The sequence below is a fragment of the Bradyrhizobium sp. ORS 375 genome, from assembly GCF_000239775.1.
Classification (GTDB): Bacteria; Pseudomonadota; Alphaproteobacteria; order Rhizobiales; family Xanthobacteraceae; genus Bradyrhizobium.
Genome location: NZ_CAFI01000494.1, coordinates 1 through 16,276, shown reverse-complemented (window position 1 = coordinate 16,276; position 16,276 = coordinate 1). Strand labels below are relative to the sequence as shown.

Here is a 16,276-nt window from a genome sequence, read left to right as displayed (position 1 = left end):
TACCGATGAGAACATTGCCGGCGAGTTGGGTTGTTGTGGCGGCGGTCTCGATGCTGCTCGAAGCCCCCGCTCACGCCGCCGGCTCGAACATGCCGTGGGAGCAGCCGCTCAATCAGATCCTGCTGTCGGTCGAAGGGCCGGTCGCCAAGATCGTCGCCGTGATCATCATCATTACGACCGGTCTGTCGCTTGCCTTCGGAGAGACCTCGGGCGGCTTCCGGCGGCTGATCCAGATCGTGTTCGGGCTCTCCATCGCCTTTGCGGCCTCAAGCTTCTTCCTGTCGTTCTTCTCCTTCGGCGGCGGGGTGATGATCTGATGGATGAACAGGTCAAAGGTTTTGTCGCGCCGGTCCATCGCTCCCTGACGGAGCCGATCCTGCTCGGTGGGGCGCCGCGCTCAGTCGCAATCGTCAACGGCACGCTGTCGGCAGCGCTGGGTCTAGGTCTACGCCTCTGGTTCTTCGGCCTGCTGCTCTGGTTTGTCGGCCACGTGATCGCGGTGTGGGCCACCAAGCGCGATCCATGGTTCGTCGAAGTGGTGCGCCGTCATCTGCGTATTCCCGGTCATCTCGGTCAGTGAGGTCAGCCATGTTCAATCTCGCCGAATATCGCCGCACCAACATACGTTTGGCCGACTTTCTGCCTTGGGCGGCGCTGGTCGATGAAGGCATCGTCCTCAACAAGGACGGCTCGCTGCAGCGAACGGCGCGTTTCCGAGGTCCTGATCTGGAGAGTTCGGTCGAGTCCGAGCTCGTGGCTGTCGCTGCCCGCCTCAACAGCACGCTGCGGCAGCTGGGATCGGGCTGGGCCATCTTCGTGGAGGCGCAACGTCATTCAGCAGGAGCCTATCCGCCTTGCATGTTTCCGGATGCCGCGTCCGCGCTGGTCGATGCCGAGCGGAAGGCGCAGTTCGAGGAAGAGGGGGCCCACTATGAGTCGAGCTATTTTCTGACGTTTCTCTACCTGCCGCCGCGCGAGGACGTCGCACGTTCCGAACGCCTTCTCTACGAGGGCCGACCGCAATCCGATGGCGTCAACGGCCGGGAGATCCTGCGCGGCTTCGTCGACCGCACCGATCGCATCCTGCAGCTGATTGCCGGCTTCATGCCGGAATGTGCCTGGCTGGGTGACGACGCCGTGCTGAGCTACCTGCATTCGACGATCTCGACCCAGCGCCAGCGCGTCCGCGTCCCCGAAATCCCGATGCATCTCGACGGCCTGCTGGCCGACCAGCCGCTCACATGCGGTCTAGAGCCGATGCTGGGATCGGTTCATCTGCGTGTGCTCACCATCGTCGGGTTTCCGTCGGCAACGACGCCGGGGATCCTGGATGATCTGAACCGGCTGGCCTTTGCCTATCGCTGGTCGACCCGCGCCATCATGCTGGACAAGCAGGATGCGGTGAAGCTCGTCACGCGCATCCGCCGGCAGTGGTTCGCCAAGCGCAAATCGCTGGCTGCCCTTCTCAAGGAGGTGATGACCAACGAGCCGGCGAGCCTGGTGGATACCGATGCGCATAACAAGGCGATCGATGCCGACGCGGCGCTTCAGGACCTCGGCTCCGACGACGTCGGCCAGGCCTATGTCACCGCGACAGTGACGGTCTGGGATGCGGACCCGGCACGAGCGGACGAGAAGCGGCGCTTGGTCGAGAAGGTCATCCAGGGCCGCGACTTCACCTGCATGGCCGAAAGCGTGAATGCCGTCGAAGCCTGGCTTAGCGGTCTGCCTGGGCACGTCTACGCCAATGTTCGCCAGCCGCCGCTCTCGACGCTGAATCTGGCGCACATGATTCCGCTGTCGGCGGTCTGGGCCGGCGAGACGCGCGATCACCACCTGAAGGCTCCGCCGCTGCTATTTGGCCGGACGGAAGGGGCGACGCCGTTCCGCTTCTCGCTCCATGTCGGTGATGTCGGCCATACCCTGGTGGTCGGGCCGACGGGTGCCGGCAAGTCGGTTCTGCTGGCGGTGATGGCCCTGCAGTTCCGCCGCTATCCCGGCTCGCAAATCTTCGTCTTCGACTTCGGCGGCTCAATGCGGGTCGCAGCGCTCGCCATGGATGGTGACTGGCACGACCTCGGCGGAGCGCTGTCGGCCGATAGCGAAAGCACGGTTGCGCTGCAGCCTTTGGCCGGGATCGAGGACGTGACTGAGCGCGCCTGGACGGCCGACTGGATCACGAGCCTGTTGGTTCGCGAGAAGATTGTGGTCACCCCGGAGGCCAAGGAGCATCTGTGGTCGGCCTTGACGTCGCTGGCGTCTGCACCGGTGGCAGAGCGCACCTTGACCGGCCTTTCGGTGCTGCTGCAGTCCAATAGTTTGAAGCGTGCGCTCAAGCCGTATTGCCTCGAAGGCGCCCATGGGCGGCTGCTGGATGCCGATCACGAGGCGCTCGGCAATGGATCGGTTCAGGCATTCGAGACCGAGGGACTGATCGGGACGGCCGCCGCTCCCGCCGTGCTGTCCTATCTCTTCCACCGGGTTGCGCAGCGGCTCGACGGCCGGCCGACGCTTCTGATCATCGATGAGGGCTGGCTGGCGCTGGATGATGCCGATTTCGCCGGCCAGCTACGGGAGTGGCTGAAGACGCTGCGGAAGAAGAACGCCTCGGTCATCTTCGCCACCCAGTCACTCTCCGACATCAACGGCTCGGCGATCACGCCCGCGATCATCGAGAGCTGTCCGACCCGGATCCTGCTGCCGAATGAGCGTGCGATCGAGCCGCAGATTGCGGCGATCTATCGCCGGTTCGGCCTCAATGATCGCCAGATCGAGCTCATCAGCCGCGCAGTCCCGAAGCGCGACTACTACTGCCAGTCCCGCCGCGGCAACCGGATGTTCGAGCTGGGGTTGGGCGAGGTGGCACTCGCATTCACGGGGGTCTCGTCCAAGACAGATCAACTGGCGGTGTCGGAGGTTTGGGCGGCGGCCGGGAAGGAGGAATTCGCAGCGGCCTGGCTCCGGCAGCGAGGTGCGGGCTGGGCAGCTGATCTCATCCCGAATCTTGAGAACCTGGAGAGGGGCTCGTGATGTGGATGCCGAGATGGGCGGCTTCAGTCGCTGTGATCTTCCTCGTTTCGGCACCGCCGTCGCAGGCGCAACTCGTTGTGTTCGATCCCAACAACTACGCCCAGAACGTCCTCACCGCCGCGCGTGAGCTGCAGCAGATCAACAATCAGATCCTGTCACTAGGGAACCAGGCGCAGATGCTGATCAACCAGGCGAAGAATCTCGCGAGCCTGCCATACTCTTCGCTGACGCAGCTGCAGCAGTCGATCCAGCGCACGCAGGACCTTCTGAAACAGGCGCAGCGCCTCGCCTACGACGTTCAGCAGATCAATCGCGCCTTTGCGACGACCTATGCGCCGGCGAAAGCGAATGCGACCGCGCAGGACCTCGTCAATAACGCGCAGTCGCGCTGGCAGACCTCGGTGGCCGCGCTTCAGGACGCGCTGAAGGTCCAGGCGGGTGTCGTCGGCAATCTCGACGCCGTCAGGAGCCAGTCGGCCGCACTGGTCACAGCGAGCCAGGGCGCCACGGGAGCGCTGCAGGTGACCCAGGCCGGGAACCAGATCCTGGCCTTGCAGGCGCAACAGCTGGCCGATCTCACGGCGGCGGTGGCTGCACAGGGCAGGGCGCAGAGCCTGGACACGGCGCAGCGTGCGGCCGCCCAGGATCAAGGGCGCGAGCAGCTTCGGCGCTTCCTGACGCCAGGGCAGGGCTACCAGCCGTCCAACGTGCAAATGTTCCACTGAGCATGAGTGGCCGACCCGCGGATCGCTTTGCGGCCGACTAAGGAGCTTTCGTAATGACCGGAACGGGCATCATCGACCAATTCCTGGAGACGTTCACCCGGTCGATCGACAGCGGCTTCGGTCTGCTCGGCGGTGAGGTCGGCTATCTCGCGTCCACGCTGGTGGCCATCGACGTCACCTTGGCCGCGTTGTTCTGGGCATGGGGCGGCGAAGACGACGTCATCGCGCGGCTCGTGCGGAAGACACTGTTCGTCGGTGTCTTCGCCTATCTCATCGGTAACTGGAACAGCCTCGCCCGCGTCGTCTTCGAGAGCTTCGCTGCATTAGGCCTGAAGGCGTCTGGCTCGGCGCTGTCGACGGCGGATTTCCTGCGGCCGGGCAAGATTGCGCAGGTGGGCCTCGATGCCGGGCGTCCCCTCTTGCAGGCGATCTCGAGCCTGATGGGCTATGTCAGCTTCTTCGAGAATTTCGTTCAGATTGCCGTTCTCCTGTTCGCCTGGGTGGTCGTACTGCTCGCCTTCTTCATCCTGGCGATACAGTTGTTCGTGACGCTGATCGAGTTCAAGCTGACGACGCTCGCCGGCTTCGTGCTGATTCCGTTCGGCCTGTTTGGTAAGACTGCGTTCGCCGCAGAGCGGGTGCTCGGCAACGTCATCTCGTCGGGCATCAAGGTCCTCGTGCTTGCCGTGATCTCCGGAATCGGTTCGACCTTGTTCGGTCAGCTCACGCAAGCCGCCGGTGGTGATCCCCCGACGATCGACAGCGCCATGGCTCTGGTACTGGCATCGCTGTCGCTGCTCGGTCTCGGACTGTTTGGACCCGGCATTGCCAATGGACTGGTTTCGGGCGGGCCGCAGCTGGGCGCCGGTAGCGCTGCCGGCGCATCATTGGCGGTAGGCGGCCTTGTCGTGGCTGGCACTGGTCTGGCGGCAGGAGCTGCGGGGCTCACTGGTGCTGCCTTCTCCGGCTCAGCAAAGGCGGCTGCTTCCCTTCGCTCTGGTGCGTCCAGCATTTTGCGCGGTGGCACTCCTGGAGCTGATGAGGCGGGGGCAATCGGAAGCCCGCTTCGTCAGAAGGCGGAGGCACGGAGCAACGGCGTCCATGGCTCTCATGGAGCTGAGGGCGAAGTTTCGGCCAGCAGCTCGCCCCGTTGGGCGCAACGCATCAAGGCGGCGCGAGCCATCCATCAGGGCACATCCACGACCACGCAGGCCGTGCGCAATGCCGAGCAAGGCGGGCATGGCGGCTCCGTCGATCTCTCCGAGGGGAAATCCTGACATGTTCAAGCGTCCATCCGTTCACTACGGCCGCACGCCCGAGCCGGTGACGCCATATCAGAAGGCGGCCCAGGTTTGGGACGAGCGCATTGGTTCGGCGCGCGTCCAGGCCCGGAACTGGCGGCTGATGGCATTCGGCTGCCTTGTCCTCGCGGCCAGCTTTGCTGCCGCGCTGATCTGGCAGTCGACACGCGGGACAGTGACTCCGTGGGTGGTCGAGGTCGGCCATCTCGGCGAGGTCCAGCGCGTGGCGCCGGCCATCGCAGACTACAGGCCGACCGATCCGCAAGTCGCCTTCCATCTCGCACGCTTCATCGAGGATGTGAGGGGCCTGCCGGCCGACGGCATCGTGCTGCGCCAGAATTGGCTGCGCGCTTACGACTTTACGACCGATCGTGGAGCGGCGGCGCTCAATGACTATGCGCGCTCCAACGATCCCTTCACGCGGCTCGGTAGGACCCAGGTCTCTGTCGAGGTTTCCAGCGTCATCCGCGCTTCACCCGACAGCTTTCGGATCGCGTGGGTTGAGCGCCGCTATGAGAACGGCGCGCTCGGCGCGACCGAGCGCTGGAGCGCGATCCTCACCATCGTGCTCGCAATGCCCGACAATGCCGATCGGCTGCGGAAGAATCCGCTCGGCGTCTACATCCATGCCATCAACTGGTCGAAGGAGTTGTCGCAGTGAGCAATCCGATTGCCTGGGTGTTGCGGGCCAGATGGATCAACGCGGCTGCGATTGCTGGCGCGTTAGGCGGTTGCGTGACAACGACACCCCCAAAGATCAGCTATGACAGCGAGGTGCCGCCTCTGACTGCTCCTCCCGCGATCGTGGATGATAAGCCAAGACCGCTGCATTTGCCGCCGGCGTGGAAAGTGTCGCTCGGCGGCAAGGCCGGGGCGAAGGAGGAGTCGGAGCCGCTCGATAGGGTCGAGATGGCGAATAGCGCGGCGCGTGTGGAGCCGCGGAAGCGGGGGTATTTCAACGCGGCGCAGATCTATGCCTACAGCCCGGGAGCGCTCTATCAGGTCTATGCCGCGCCCGGGCAGATCACGGACATCATGCTCGAAGAGGGCGAGCAGCTTACTGGTTCCGGCCCGGTCTCGGCCGGAGACACCGTGCGCTGGGTCGTGGGTGACACCGAGAGCGGCGCCGGGGAGACGCGCCGCGTGCACATCCTGGTCAAGCCGACCCGCCCGGCGGTCGAGACCAATCTCGTCGTCAACACCGACCGGCGGACCTATCTGATCGAGCTCCGGTCGCGCGAAAAGCCCTACATGCCAGCCGTTGCCTGGTACTATCCGCAGAATGCCAAGGTCCGGGCGCAACAAGCCGCCTTGAGACCGGATTTGCCCGATCCGGCGCAACGGCGTCTTCGCTATCGCATCGAGGGCGATGATCCGCCATGGAAGCCGGTGAACGCCTATGACGATGGGCGCAAGGTCTACATCGAGTTCGCCCGCGGCATCGTTCAGGGTGAAATGCCGCCGCTGTTCGTGATTGGCCCAGACGGCGCGCCGGAGATCGTCAACTACCGGACCTTCCGCAACGTGATGATCGTCGATCGGCTGTTTGCCGCAGCCGAGCTGCGTCTGGGCGGTGAGCCGCAGCAGAAGGTCCGGATCGTCAGAACCGACGGAGCGTCCCAATGACCGGTCCGGAGGATATTGCTTCGGCCGCGCCAAAGATGTCTGCAGCTACAGACCAGCGCGCACAGGAGATGCGACTGAAGGGTGATCCGCCGCCGATCACACGGCTGTCGCGCAAGGTCCTTGCCGGCGGGAGCGCCATGGCTCTGCTCTTGATTGGCGGCGGCTTCATCTGGGCTTTGCAGACCAGCAAATCACGCCCAGCAGGCTCAGGTGAGCTCTACAACACCGACCATCACGACGTGGCGGATGGCGTGTCGGCCTTGCCGCGCGATTATGCCAGCGTGCCGAAGGACGTCCCCGCTCTTGGTCCGCCGCTGCCCGGTGATCTCGGCCGGCCGATCCTGGCTGCACAAGGACAGGCATCCAACGGAATGCCAGACCAGGACCAGCAGCGGCGCGAGCAGGAAACCGAGGCCGCCCGCGTCAGCCGGCTGTTCGCAACGACCAATGTTCGCGATACCCAGCCGCCGGCGACCTCGTCTCCGACCAGTGATCGGGCGATTGTTGCGTCAGGCGCCGACGATCCGTTTGCCCAGAATGGGCAAGAGCGAAAACTTGCGTTCATGAATGCTCCCGTCGATCGGCGCACGACAAGCCTGGATCGCGTGACCAGGCCCGCATCGCCTTACGTGGTGCAGGCCGGGACCGTCATTCCGGGGGCCCTCATCACGGGAATCCGCTCAGACCTCCCAGGACAGCTCACGGCGCAAGTCACCGAGAACATCTTCGATACGCCTTCCGGACGCGTCCTCTTGGTGCCGCAAGGAGCTCGGCTGATCGGAGTTTATGATAGCCAGGTGACCGCCGGCCAATCACGCGTGCTCCTGGTCTGGACCCGGCTGATCATGCCCAATGGCCGATCGATCGTGCTTGAGCGGCAACCGGGCGCGGATGCGGGCGGCTATTCTGGACTGTCGGACGAGGTCGACAATCATTGGCGACAGCTCGCGGGGGCAGCTCTGCTCTCGACCTTGCTCTCGGTGGGCAGCGAGGTGAACGCAGGCGCGAATCCGAATACGAACAATGCGACGATCCTTCAGGCGCTGCGCCAAGGATTCGGCAACGCAATGAGTCAGACAGGTCAGCAGCTCGTACGTCAGCAGATGAACGTTCAGCCGACTTTGACCGTCAGGCCTGGCTTTCCTGTGCGGGTGATCGTCAATCGTGATCTCGTGTTGGAGCCCTATCGAGGATAGCCATGTCATCGATCTTGAAGATTACGGCGCTGCCCAATGAGAAACCCGTGAAGCTCACGATAGAGTTGCCGGCTTCAGTGCATCGCGATCTCTTGGCTTATGCGCAGCTGATCGTGCCGCAGACCGGCAAAGCAGAGCAGGAGCTGCCTAACCTGATCGTGGCGATGGTGACGCGGTTTATGGCAACAGATCGTGCGTTCTTGAAAAAGAGACGCACTTCAGATCGCGGTTGACTGCCGGTGTGCCGGCTCTCGCGGGCCGCATAGACGAGTACGTCACCACAGCGCTGCAGGCCTCGAATGGCAGAGGGCCATCACTGAAAGGAGGTCTCCGACCGACGCGGCATGGCGGCTTCCTTGTTCCAGATTGCGGGCTGCCAAGCTCCCTGAACCCACCGACCCCTTGGGCAGCGGTGCAAAGACTCGACTCTATGTTCATGTTATGTTCTCATCGTGGTCATGACGACTGACCGCCCTGCCAGCTGGCGCATGCCGACCCGGAGACATATGGACCAGCTTGCCCGCTACGTCGGCAGGAAGGCCCCTTCCGGGCGCGGGCTCGCCCCAAACGACGACCTGCCGCCGGAATACTGGGAGGCGCTGCTGGAGGCCGCCGGCGCCAACGGCGGCCAAGGGGACCCTGCTGCGTCCGGACGACTGCTTCGACTCAATCAGGTGCCCGATCACGTGCTGCGCGTCGGCTGTCGGCGCTGCGGCCGAACCGTCGAGATCCAGAAGGCCGATGCCGTCCGGCTTTACGGTCCAGAGTCCGTCTGGCGGGACGTGGGCCAGCGCCTGCTCGACGACACCTGCACGCAGAGGACGGGACGCCACGAAGAGGACGGCTGCTGGCCGTCGTTTGGGTGAGCCGGCGGGATGGCGCCCAAACGTCACCCGACACCGCTCAGCGGAGGCGACCGCAAGGCGTTGCAGAAGGAGCTCGGCCGGGCTCGCGCAATGACGACCATCCTCGCCGAGCGGGCCGCCGAAGCACGGGCCGAGGGCGAGGCGCTGATCCGCAAAGCCGATAAGCTTCTCTGCGAAAGCTGGAACGAGCGGATGTGGGCCAACGGCGGTCCCGTCGACCCATCGCCAGCGATCGACCAGGCGATCAACGGTGGCTGCGCGGCGACAATCAAGGTGAGAACCCGCTGCGCCATCCGCCGACCACCTTTGTCCACGACTTGGCTGGCCGGCTCCGGTGCAGCCGGTGCGCGGGGGCCAATCGCCGACCGCCTGCGACGCTGGTACAAATGGCGCAGCGCCCCCGCCAGGCAGCTCCGGAGACCTGACGATGTGCAATCTCTACTCGATGACCAAGAACGCCGACGCCATCCGGCGGCTGTTCGGAGTGCAGCAAGGGAACGACCGCACGGGCAATCTGCCGTCCATGCCGGGCATCTTCCCGGACTATCCCGCGCCGATCGTCCGCAACTCGGCCGCCGGCCTGGAGCTCGCGATGGCGAGGTGGGGCATGCCGTCCTCGGCAAAGGCCCTGATGGATGCGACCAAGAAGCGGGCCGAGAAGCTTGAAGCCAAGGGCAAGACCGTTGATTTCAAGGAGCTGTTGCGGCTTGAGCCGGACAGCGGGACGACCAACATCCGCAACGTTGGCAGCGCGCACTGGAAACGCTGGCTCAGCCCCGACCACCGGTGCTTGGTCCCGTTCACGTCATTCTCCGAGTACGACACGATCGACGGCAAGAAGGTGCCCGTTTGGTTCGCCGCCGACGAGAGCCGGCCTCTCCTGGCGTTCGCCGGCCTCTGGACAACCTGGACATCAGTCCGCAAAGCAAAGGAGGGCGAGGTCACGATCGACGTGTATGGTTTTCTGACCTGCGAGCCGAACGCCGAGGTCGGCACTGTGCACCCGAAGGCGATGCCGGTGATCCTGACTAGATCCGAGGAATTCGACGCCTGGCTGCGCGGCCCGTGGGACGAGGCCAAGGCGCTGCAGCGGCCCTTACCAGACGGCGCGCTGCGGATCGTAGCCACCGGTCCGAAAGAGGATCCTTGGCCGTCGGGTTAGGTCTTGAGGCCCGAAACACCTGGACCAACGCGAGCTCTGACGATTGCGAATCCCTGCTGCGTGCTGACCGAGCGGAACGAGTAGGCGGGCGGAAGGATTCGTTCTGGTGGAGTGATTTCGATGCTGACAACGACCGAACGAAGACCTGCAATCCGAAGTCTGCGAGGCTGGGCCATCCACGTCCTGCAAGAGGCTGGAGCCATCCACGAATGCGAGGAGCACGGTTGGGCAAGGGACCGGGCAGATCCGCACGCGCGCCAGCGCGCAGTCGATGTCGCCCGTCAGGACCCTCCGGACGGCATCTCGCCTGACGAAGCCATCGCGGAGGTCCGCAATGTCCTCGATTCACTGGGCGACACCTGCCCCGAGTGCCTGCCCGAATAGCGATTGCAGACCTATCCACGTAACTTCGCGTATCCGAATGCGAGTTGCGCACCTGGGCAGCTTGTCACTTGCTGGCCTTTACGGGCCAATCCGCGACCTTGATGCGTCCTACGAAAGCGGCTGGACCTGAGCCGTCGGCCTTGTAGATGAAAGCCTCGCCTTCCTGGACGTCACCGGCCTCCTTGCCGAAAGCATCGGCGATGTTCGTCTTGTGGGTGATCAGGACAGTGTTAGTCCCTGCCTTCGGCGGCGCATCGATGAGTTGACGTACCGCTTGGCCCACCCTTGCATTGGCGCCGGAAGGATTCGCCATTCCGGACGCGCTCGCGTTGCTGCTATCGTTCAATGCATCGACAGGCTTGACCTCGTGACCGGTGATCAGCTTCCCCGTCTCGATCGCGCGGTTCAGCCGGCTGGTGTAGACATCGCCGACCGGGATCGCGAGTTCCTTTATCGCCATCCCGATCTGCCGCGCCACGTCCCGGCCCTTCTCGCTCAGCTGGCGCTGGGCGCTCATGTCGTCGAACTTGTAAGGATAAATGTCTTTTTGACTGTCGTCCGTAGCGGTGTGCCGAAAGATCAGTACGTAGGCGCCTTGCTTGAGTGAAGCGATGAGCCCGGCCGTATCGGCGGCGGTAGCGTGTTGAGAGAAGCCGGCGAGAACGGCAAACAATGCGAGGCGGCAAAGAAACTTCATGCGCGAATTCCTCTGTGCAAAGGCCAGAGGATGGTCGCGCGTAGCGCAGTCCGTTTCAATCGCAATCTTCGGCCGGACTAAGTTCCCGCTTTGCGTAATTGAGCAACTGCGAATAGCCGTGCGGCGACGGAAGGCGCTTGGCAGCGCCGCTGACCCGAATTCGGACATGCTCTCAGGAAGGAGCAGTGGAACTGGAATTCTTGCCGCGATCGAGTCCTAATAATCCGGATTGAACCTGGTGACCTTGCGCAAAAGACTAACATCTGGAATGCAGTTGGCCCAGTCGGAGATCGCTGAGGCCCTGCCGCCTTAGGTCTTGCGGGCTCGGTTGACGCCAATTCGCCGCAACCGTGTCGTCCCTTTCGTACGTCAGCGTGAGGGCAACGGTCGCCCTCCTGCATGCAATCGACGATAAGGTTTCAGGTACATCATTGATCTTTACTGGCGCAGGCGGACGCGAGTTGGAGGAGTCCGATTCGGGTCAAAGCGGTCTTACCCGAGTATTCTGCGTCGCTGCGGCTTAGCTGGCTTGTACCTGCACGATAGTCCGATCAGCTACAGCTCAATTCTGAGTTGGACGCAGATGCGAAGGAGGGCAACCAACATGACGTGCAAAAGCGACGCTGAAACTGCTTGCCGACTGATAGCCGCAGGCGAAGGCGATCTCCGAGATCGATACCCCTTGGATGATCATTTCTTTGGCCAGCGCCATCCGCCATTTTAGAAGATATTGCATGGGCGTTAGGCCGACGACCTCGCAGAAGCGCTGCGCGAATACCGATCGGGATGCGCCGGCGGCCTTCGCCAACCTGGCGACCGACCAGTCACGGGACGGATCCTGATGCAAGGCTTCCAGGCATGCGGCGATCTGCGGATCGGCAAGACCGGCCAGCAGGCCGGGGTTCACGTTCGCATGCTCCCCGCCCTGGTAGCGCATGACCTCGATCAAAAGGATTTCCAGCAGACGTTCGATGACCAGGGCGGAACCCGGCCGACCCTCCCACGCTTCGGTGCCGAGCATCTTTAGGAGCGACGCCACGCGTGTTGCGCCCGATGTCGCAAAACCGATCTCGATCACAGAGGGGAGTATGTCCTTCAACAGTCCCAAATGCGTGCGGTCGAACGAGAACCGGCCGCCCAGCAGCTTGAATGTGGGAGCCGTGCTCGACGGATCGGTGACGATCGACCGTGCCGACGGGTTGGATTGAGGAGGCGGAAACCTGATCGGCTTTGTCTCCTCGCTGTCCCCCATCATCCATTGGTCAGGCGCCGTCATCATCAGGAAGTCGCCGGAGGCCATCGTCCGCGTTGGTCGGCCAGCAAGCTGAAGCCTGGCGCTTCCCTCGGTGACCAGAACGAAAATCGTGTCCTGGAGCGAGGGATAGCGAATGGCCCACGGGCCTCGCGCGTCGAGCTGCTTCCAGAGCAGCGCGCGGGGTTTGAGGAGCCGGACGACCTGGGTCAGGGGATCGGAAATCGGACGATCTCGAAAGAATTGCGGACGCCTCGATATAGAGAGTCCTGAAAGCCGTCGCTAGGGTCCTCGCTACAGGATGATCCTAGAAGAGCAGGTCGCTGAACAGCGTTGCTGATGGTTCGCCGAAGAGAGTGATCGGTTTGCGTCTGAAGCGATCCGACAGGTGAGGCGTCACGTGCCAGCTCCCCCCAGCCGAACTGGAGAACGATTGCGATGCAAGCCGATGCCCTACAGCCGGATGTGAAGCTGTCGAACTGGAGGCAATCGCCTCAAAATCATCGCGCGTTCCATCATCTCCCGTCCGAAATCGCAACAGCACGCGTCCGATCCGGTAGCAATGGAGACCGGTTTCCCAACTCATCCAAGTCGATCGAGACGTTTTCGCTCCGGTTACCCAGTGGCTCGTCCATGGGCCTCGAGCCGTTTCTGGCGGCGACATCGACCGATGCCATGATCGTGCTTCACGATGGGCGGCTTGTTTACGAGGCCTATCGCAACGGCATGGAGCCGAACTCGCGCCACATCGCGATGTCCGCGACCAAGGCTGTCATTGGTCTGCTGACGGAGATCCTGGCGGCGGATGGAGCGATCGAGCTCGATAGGCCCATTACCGCCTATGTGCCGGAGGTCGCCAACTCGCCCTACGCTGCCGCGCGCGCGAGGGACTTGCTCGACATGCGCGTGGCTGTCCTTTTCGACCCGGCGCAGGAGAGGCGCTACTCACGATCGGTCGGATGGGAGCCGCCCGGCGATCCCAAGGCGGATATCCGGAGCTTTCTCTCCCGGCTCAGCGGCCCGGCGTGGCGATGCGGGGGCGGCTTTACCTACCATTCCGCAAACACCGATCTGCTCGGATGGGTTGTCGAGAGAGCAACCTCCGCGAAGGTGCAAGACCTGCTCTCCGAGAAGCTCTGGACTCCCATCGCAAGCGATGATGCCGAGCTCACCCTGGATTGGGACGGCTTTGCCCGTAGCGCAGGCGGACTCTGTGTGACGGCCCGCGATCTGGCGCGGCTCGGGCATGTGGTTTGCCTCGACGGTTCTTCCGGCAGCGCGAACATCTTCCCGAACCACATCGTGCACGGCCTTGCGACCGGCGGTGATCGCAAGGCGTGGAGCTCCGGTCAGTGGGGTGAATCGTTCGCTCCCATCAGCCGAAGCATGAGCTATCGCAGCGGATGGTTTACGGTCGACACCGATCCGGACATATTGTTCGCGATGGGCATCCACGGTCAGAACCTGTTCGTTGACCGCAAGAACAAGATCGTCATGGCCAAATTCTCATCCTGGCCGCAACCCGTTGACGGTCGAACGATGTGGCTGACGCATGCGGGGTTCGACGAATTGCGCAGGTGTCTACGATCGAGCTGATGACGCGTCGGCACTAACCTTGCCCCGTGCCTAAAGTCGACCGATGAGCGTTGGCTACATAGCGTGAGCCTATCGATCGCTGTGGTTCGCCAGGATGAGGTGCTCCGCTGATGGCAGGGTGAAACGAGGCTCGATACCGAGCAGCGGGGCTATTCTCGCGATGACGCGGCCTCCAGTGGGCGCGGCATTCCAAGCCGCGGCAATATTCCCGTGAGTTTCGGTCAGTCCCGACGGCTCGTCCAGCATGATAAGAACTTGAAATCGCGGCTCGTCAGCGGGAAAGACCGCGATGAAGGATGTCAGCACGCGCTTCTTCGCATAGCGTCCATTGACAACCTTCTCGGCTGTTCCGGTCTTTCCGCCGATGTAATATCCGGCCACGTCCGCCTTTCGTGCAGTTCCTACTTCTGCATTGAGGCGCATGAGGAAACGCATTTTCTCGCTTGTCTCAGCTTTGATAACGCGTTTTGAGATCAAGGCCGCTTCGGACTCATTCCTCTTCAGAAAGGTTGGCGGAATCAGGAGGCCGCCGTTCACAAGGGCATCAACACCCATCACGGCCTGGAGTGGCGCTACCGCTACGCCGTGGCCAAACGAAATGGTGACAAGGTTTATGTCGCCCCAACGCTTTGGAAGAAGTGGCGTCGCCGCCTCAGGAAGTTCGGTCCGAAGTCGAGATAATTGTCCCATCTTGGCGAGGAAGGCTTTTTGAGCCTGCACCCCTTGTCCGAGCGCAATCCGCGCGGCCCCGATGTTGGACGAATAAGTGAACACCTCTTTCGTCGTGATGAATCGGTGCTGCAGTTCGTCATCGTGGATCGTAAACTTTCCATAATGAAGATTGCTTCGGTCGTCCCATGTGGAGTTCAGGCTGATCTTCTGGCGCCATCGAACGGATCCGCGACCCGCCGATTGATTTCGGATTTATGCCAGTCGCGGTGAGCAATCCTTCGGCCTCATTGCCTTCGATGGCGCGGGAAAGGTTGGTCGGTCCACGCAGATCTTCAAACCGATTTTCAGGATATCTTGCCAATGAAACTCCGTCCGATCGCATCAGTCCGAAGGCGTCCCTGCCGCGCGAGAGCTCGATAGAATTCGGAGAAGTGTTCTGGCGAAACGGTGATCCCCATAACGCCATTGAAGGCCGTGGTGGGGTTGGCGAGGCGGCGACCGCTCACGACGAAGAACCGTTGTGCCCCAATACGCGCGCGGACCACTTCGCTGATATAGGTTTCTTGCAAGGCCTCGCGGGCCAATAGTTTGGGGTTGGTCTGGCTGGAGTTCTCTTCGGAAGTTCAAGAGAAAGCGTGAACTTGAGTCGTTCTGGCGTTATGAAGAGCCGCAATTCGCGAAGTTCACGACCGGTCTCGACCGAGGATGCAAGTTCGAGCACGCCGATGTCGAGTGAATACAGCCCGCTCAGGTCCCAAGGGTACTCTGCCAGCGGATGAAAAACGCGCTTCGGGCATCCGCCCCTTGAAAGGGTTCACGCGACGGCGCGCTACTCTGGATAGCGGAAAGGCTTGAAGGTGTGCAGGGCGCACGGGCGCGCGATCTGGAGTGAGAAAGGACCAGGCGTTCGAGGCTGACCTGGCGGTCAAAGGGTGACCCACGAACGTAGCGAGTCAGTGCCTACAAACGTAAGCTACACACCCCTTCGACATCGAGACCGCAGTCCTCGGCAAACCCGCTTGGCAGCGCTGCGGAAGGCGCCGCTCAGGATTGGGACGAAATTCCCCATGCGACGAGCTGTCGCTTGATCGATTTGCACATGAACGAAAGCCAAATGCGACTAACGTGAGTCAAAGCGCCGAGGAACGTGTCGCATATAAAGGGGGTTTGCTGACCGAGGAAGCAGGCGTCAGTAGGAGGTGCAGGATGTCCCATAAAAACTCAGAGACCGAACGCTTCGGAGGCCCAGGTTCGTCCCGGCAGGATCGAAAGCATCCAGAGAAAGGCGGTCGCGAGCACGACCGGCCGACCTCAGGTTCGCCTACGAACAGCAGGCGTTCCACTGTCTCGGGCGGGGGAGGAGAACGTGACCTGCATCATACCCACGATGATCGGGAGAGGAGCTGAAGTGCTGTCCGTCGCCCGATCGTCCAGCGGCTTTGGCGACTGCCAAATGCGATCTAAACCTTTGCAGCCGCGAGGTAATTGCAAAGACGATAGGCATTTTATCTGCGCACTCTCAATGGCGCGGGAGACTAAGCCGAGCTTGCTGATCCAGGTAAGTGCGGCGTCGCAAATATGCGACGAAGCAGGCAAAGTTGTCGACTAGGTCAAGCACCGGCTCCTCGTGCTCGGCCGGAGAGCGCCTGAGATCGCAATGAACTCGTGGCGGCAACTGAAGCTTATCCTCAAGATCCGCTGGGGCGAGTTTTTCTGGCAAGGCGCGAGTGCGCAGAGCTAATCTGACGCTGCGTTGGGTCGTCGGTCTC

At 62.6% G+C, this 16,276-nt stretch carries 16 protein-coding genes and 2 pseudogenes; 14 read left to right on the top strand and 4 right to left on the bottom strand.

Annotated features, from left to right (window positions below):
* Positions 1-5: 5 nt before the first annotated feature.
* From BRAO375_RS34385 to BRAO375_RS36855, 13 genes and pseudogenes are all read left to right on the top strand, one after another.
* Complete coding sequence (locus tag BRAO375_RS34385; protein ID WP_035643607.1) at positions 6-317, top strand: TrbC/VirB2 family type IV secretion system protein; 312 nt, start codon at positions 6-8, stop codon at positions 315-317.
* Complete coding sequence (locus BRAO375_RS34380; RefSeq protein WP_009032030.1) at positions 317-580, top strand: VirB3 family type IV secretion system protein; 264 nt, start codon at positions 317-319, stop codon at positions 578-580. The genes BRAO375_RS34385 and BRAO375_RS34380 overlap by 1 nt, the downstream gene beginning before the upstream one ends.
* An 8-nt stretch (positions 581-588) precedes the next feature.
* Positions 589-3,030, top strand: a complete 2,442-nt coding sequence (gene trbE, locus BRAO375_RS34375) for a conjugal transfer protein TrbE (protein ID WP_009032029.1) — start codon at positions 589-591, stop codon at positions 3,028-3,030.
* Complete coding sequence (trbJ, locus tag BRAO375_RS34370) at positions 3,030-3,755, top strand: P-type conjugative transfer protein TrbJ (RefSeq protein ID WP_009032028.1); 726 nt, start codon at positions 3,030-3,032, stop codon at positions 3,753-3,755. The genes trbE and trbJ overlap by 1 nt, the downstream gene beginning before the upstream one ends.
* A 53-nt stretch (positions 3,756-3,808) precedes the next feature.
* Positions 3,809-5,032, top strand: a complete 1,224-nt coding sequence (gene trbL / locus BRAO375_RS34365; protein WP_009032027.1) for a P-type conjugative transfer protein TrbL — start codon at positions 3,809-3,811, stop codon at positions 5,030-5,032.
* A 1-nt stretch (position 5,033) separates the two neighbouring features.
* Positions 5,034-5,717 carry a conjugal transfer protein TrbF gene (gene trbF / locus BRAO375_RS34360; RefSeq protein WP_009032026.1) on the top strand — a complete coding sequence of 228 codons (684 nt, stop codon included), beginning with the start codon at positions 5,034-5,036 and terminating at the stop codon, positions 5,715-5,717.
* Positions 5,718-5,725: 8 nt separating this feature from the next.
* Positions 5,726-6,682: a P-type conjugative transfer protein TrbG gene (gene trbG, locus BRAO375_RS34355; protein WP_502689005.1), complete on the top strand. Its 957-nt coding sequence runs from the start codon at positions 5,726-5,728 to the stop codon at positions 6,680-6,682.
* Positions 6,679-7,878 (top strand): TraB/TrbI/VirB10 family type IV secretion system protein, encoded by a 1,200-nt coding sequence (locus BRAO375_RS34350; RefSeq protein ID WP_009032024.1) that lies wholly within the window; start codon positions 6,679-6,681, stop codon positions 7,876-7,878. The genes trbG and BRAO375_RS34350 overlap by 4 nt, the downstream gene beginning before the upstream one ends.
* A gap of 2 nt (positions 7,879-7,880) precedes the next feature.
* The gene (locus BRAO375_RS34345) at positions 7,881-8,111 is read left to right on the top strand and encodes a DUF2274 domain-containing protein (protein ID WP_009032023.1); all 231 of its coding nucleotides are present in this window, start codon (positions 7,881-7,883) and stop codon (positions 8,109-8,111) included.
* 273 nt (positions 8,112-8,384) lie between these two features.
* Positions 8,385-8,744 carry a hypothetical protein gene (locus BRAO375_RS34340; RefSeq protein WP_009032022.1) on the top strand — a complete coding sequence of 120 codons (360 nt, stop codon included), beginning with the start codon at positions 8,385-8,387 and terminating at the stop codon, positions 8,742-8,744.
* Positions 8,745-8,753: 9 nt separating this feature from the next.
* Positions 8,754-9,169 (top strand): annotated as a pseudogene (locus BRAO375_RS38805) (hypothetical protein).
* A gap of 2 nt (positions 9,170-9,171) precedes the next feature.
* The gene (locus BRAO375_RS34335; RefSeq protein WP_009032021.1) at positions 9,172-9,906 is read left to right on the top strand and encodes an SOS response-associated peptidase; all 735 of its coding nucleotides are present in this window, start codon (positions 9,172-9,174) and stop codon (positions 9,904-9,906) included.
* A 120-nt stretch (positions 9,907-10,026) separates the two neighbouring features.
* The gene (locus tag BRAO375_RS36855) at positions 10,027-10,290 is read left to right on the top strand and encodes a hypothetical protein (protein ID WP_083842594.1); all 264 of its coding nucleotides are present in this window, start codon (positions 10,027-10,029) and stop codon (positions 10,288-10,290) included.
* A gap of 64 nt (positions 10,291-10,354) precedes the next feature.
* Here the strand turns inward: BRAO375_RS36855 and BRAO375_RS34330 are convergent, their stop codons facing one another.
* A complete protein-coding gene (locus BRAO375_RS34330) occupies positions 10,355-10,987 on the bottom strand; it encodes a histidine phosphatase family protein (protein WP_009032020.1) in 633 nt (210 codons plus the stop codon).
* Positions 10,988-11,549: 562 nt separating this feature from the next.
* Complete coding sequence (locus BRAO375_RS34325) at positions 11,550-12,452, bottom strand: AraC family transcriptional regulator (protein ID WP_283806112.1); 903 nt, start codon at positions 12,450-12,452, stop codon at positions 11,550-11,552.
* A 225-nt stretch (positions 12,453-12,677) separates the two neighbouring features.
* On the opposite strand from BRAO375_RS34325, the gene BRAO375_RS34320 reads away from it, so the two are divergent.
* Positions 12,678-13,835: a serine hydrolase domain-containing protein gene (locus BRAO375_RS34320; RefSeq protein ID WP_035643600.1), complete on the top strand. Its 1,158-nt coding sequence runs from the start codon at positions 12,678-12,680 to the stop codon at positions 13,833-13,835.
* A gap of 69 nt (positions 13,836-13,904) precedes the next feature.
* On the opposite strand, the pseudogene BRAO375_RS34315 reads toward BRAO375_RS34320, so the two are convergent.
* A pseudogene (locus BRAO375_RS34315) lies at positions 13,905-14,714 on the bottom strand (penicillin-binding transpeptidase domain-containing protein); the annotation flags it as partial.
* Positions 14,644-14,868: a hypothetical protein gene (locus tag BRAO375_RS38800; protein ID WP_244423428.1), complete on the bottom strand. Its 225-nt coding sequence runs from the start codon at positions 14,866-14,868 to the stop codon at positions 14,644-14,646. The pseudogene BRAO375_RS34315 and the gene BRAO375_RS38800, both read right to left, overlap by 71 nt.
* Positions 14,869-16,276: the final 1,408 nt, after the last annotated feature.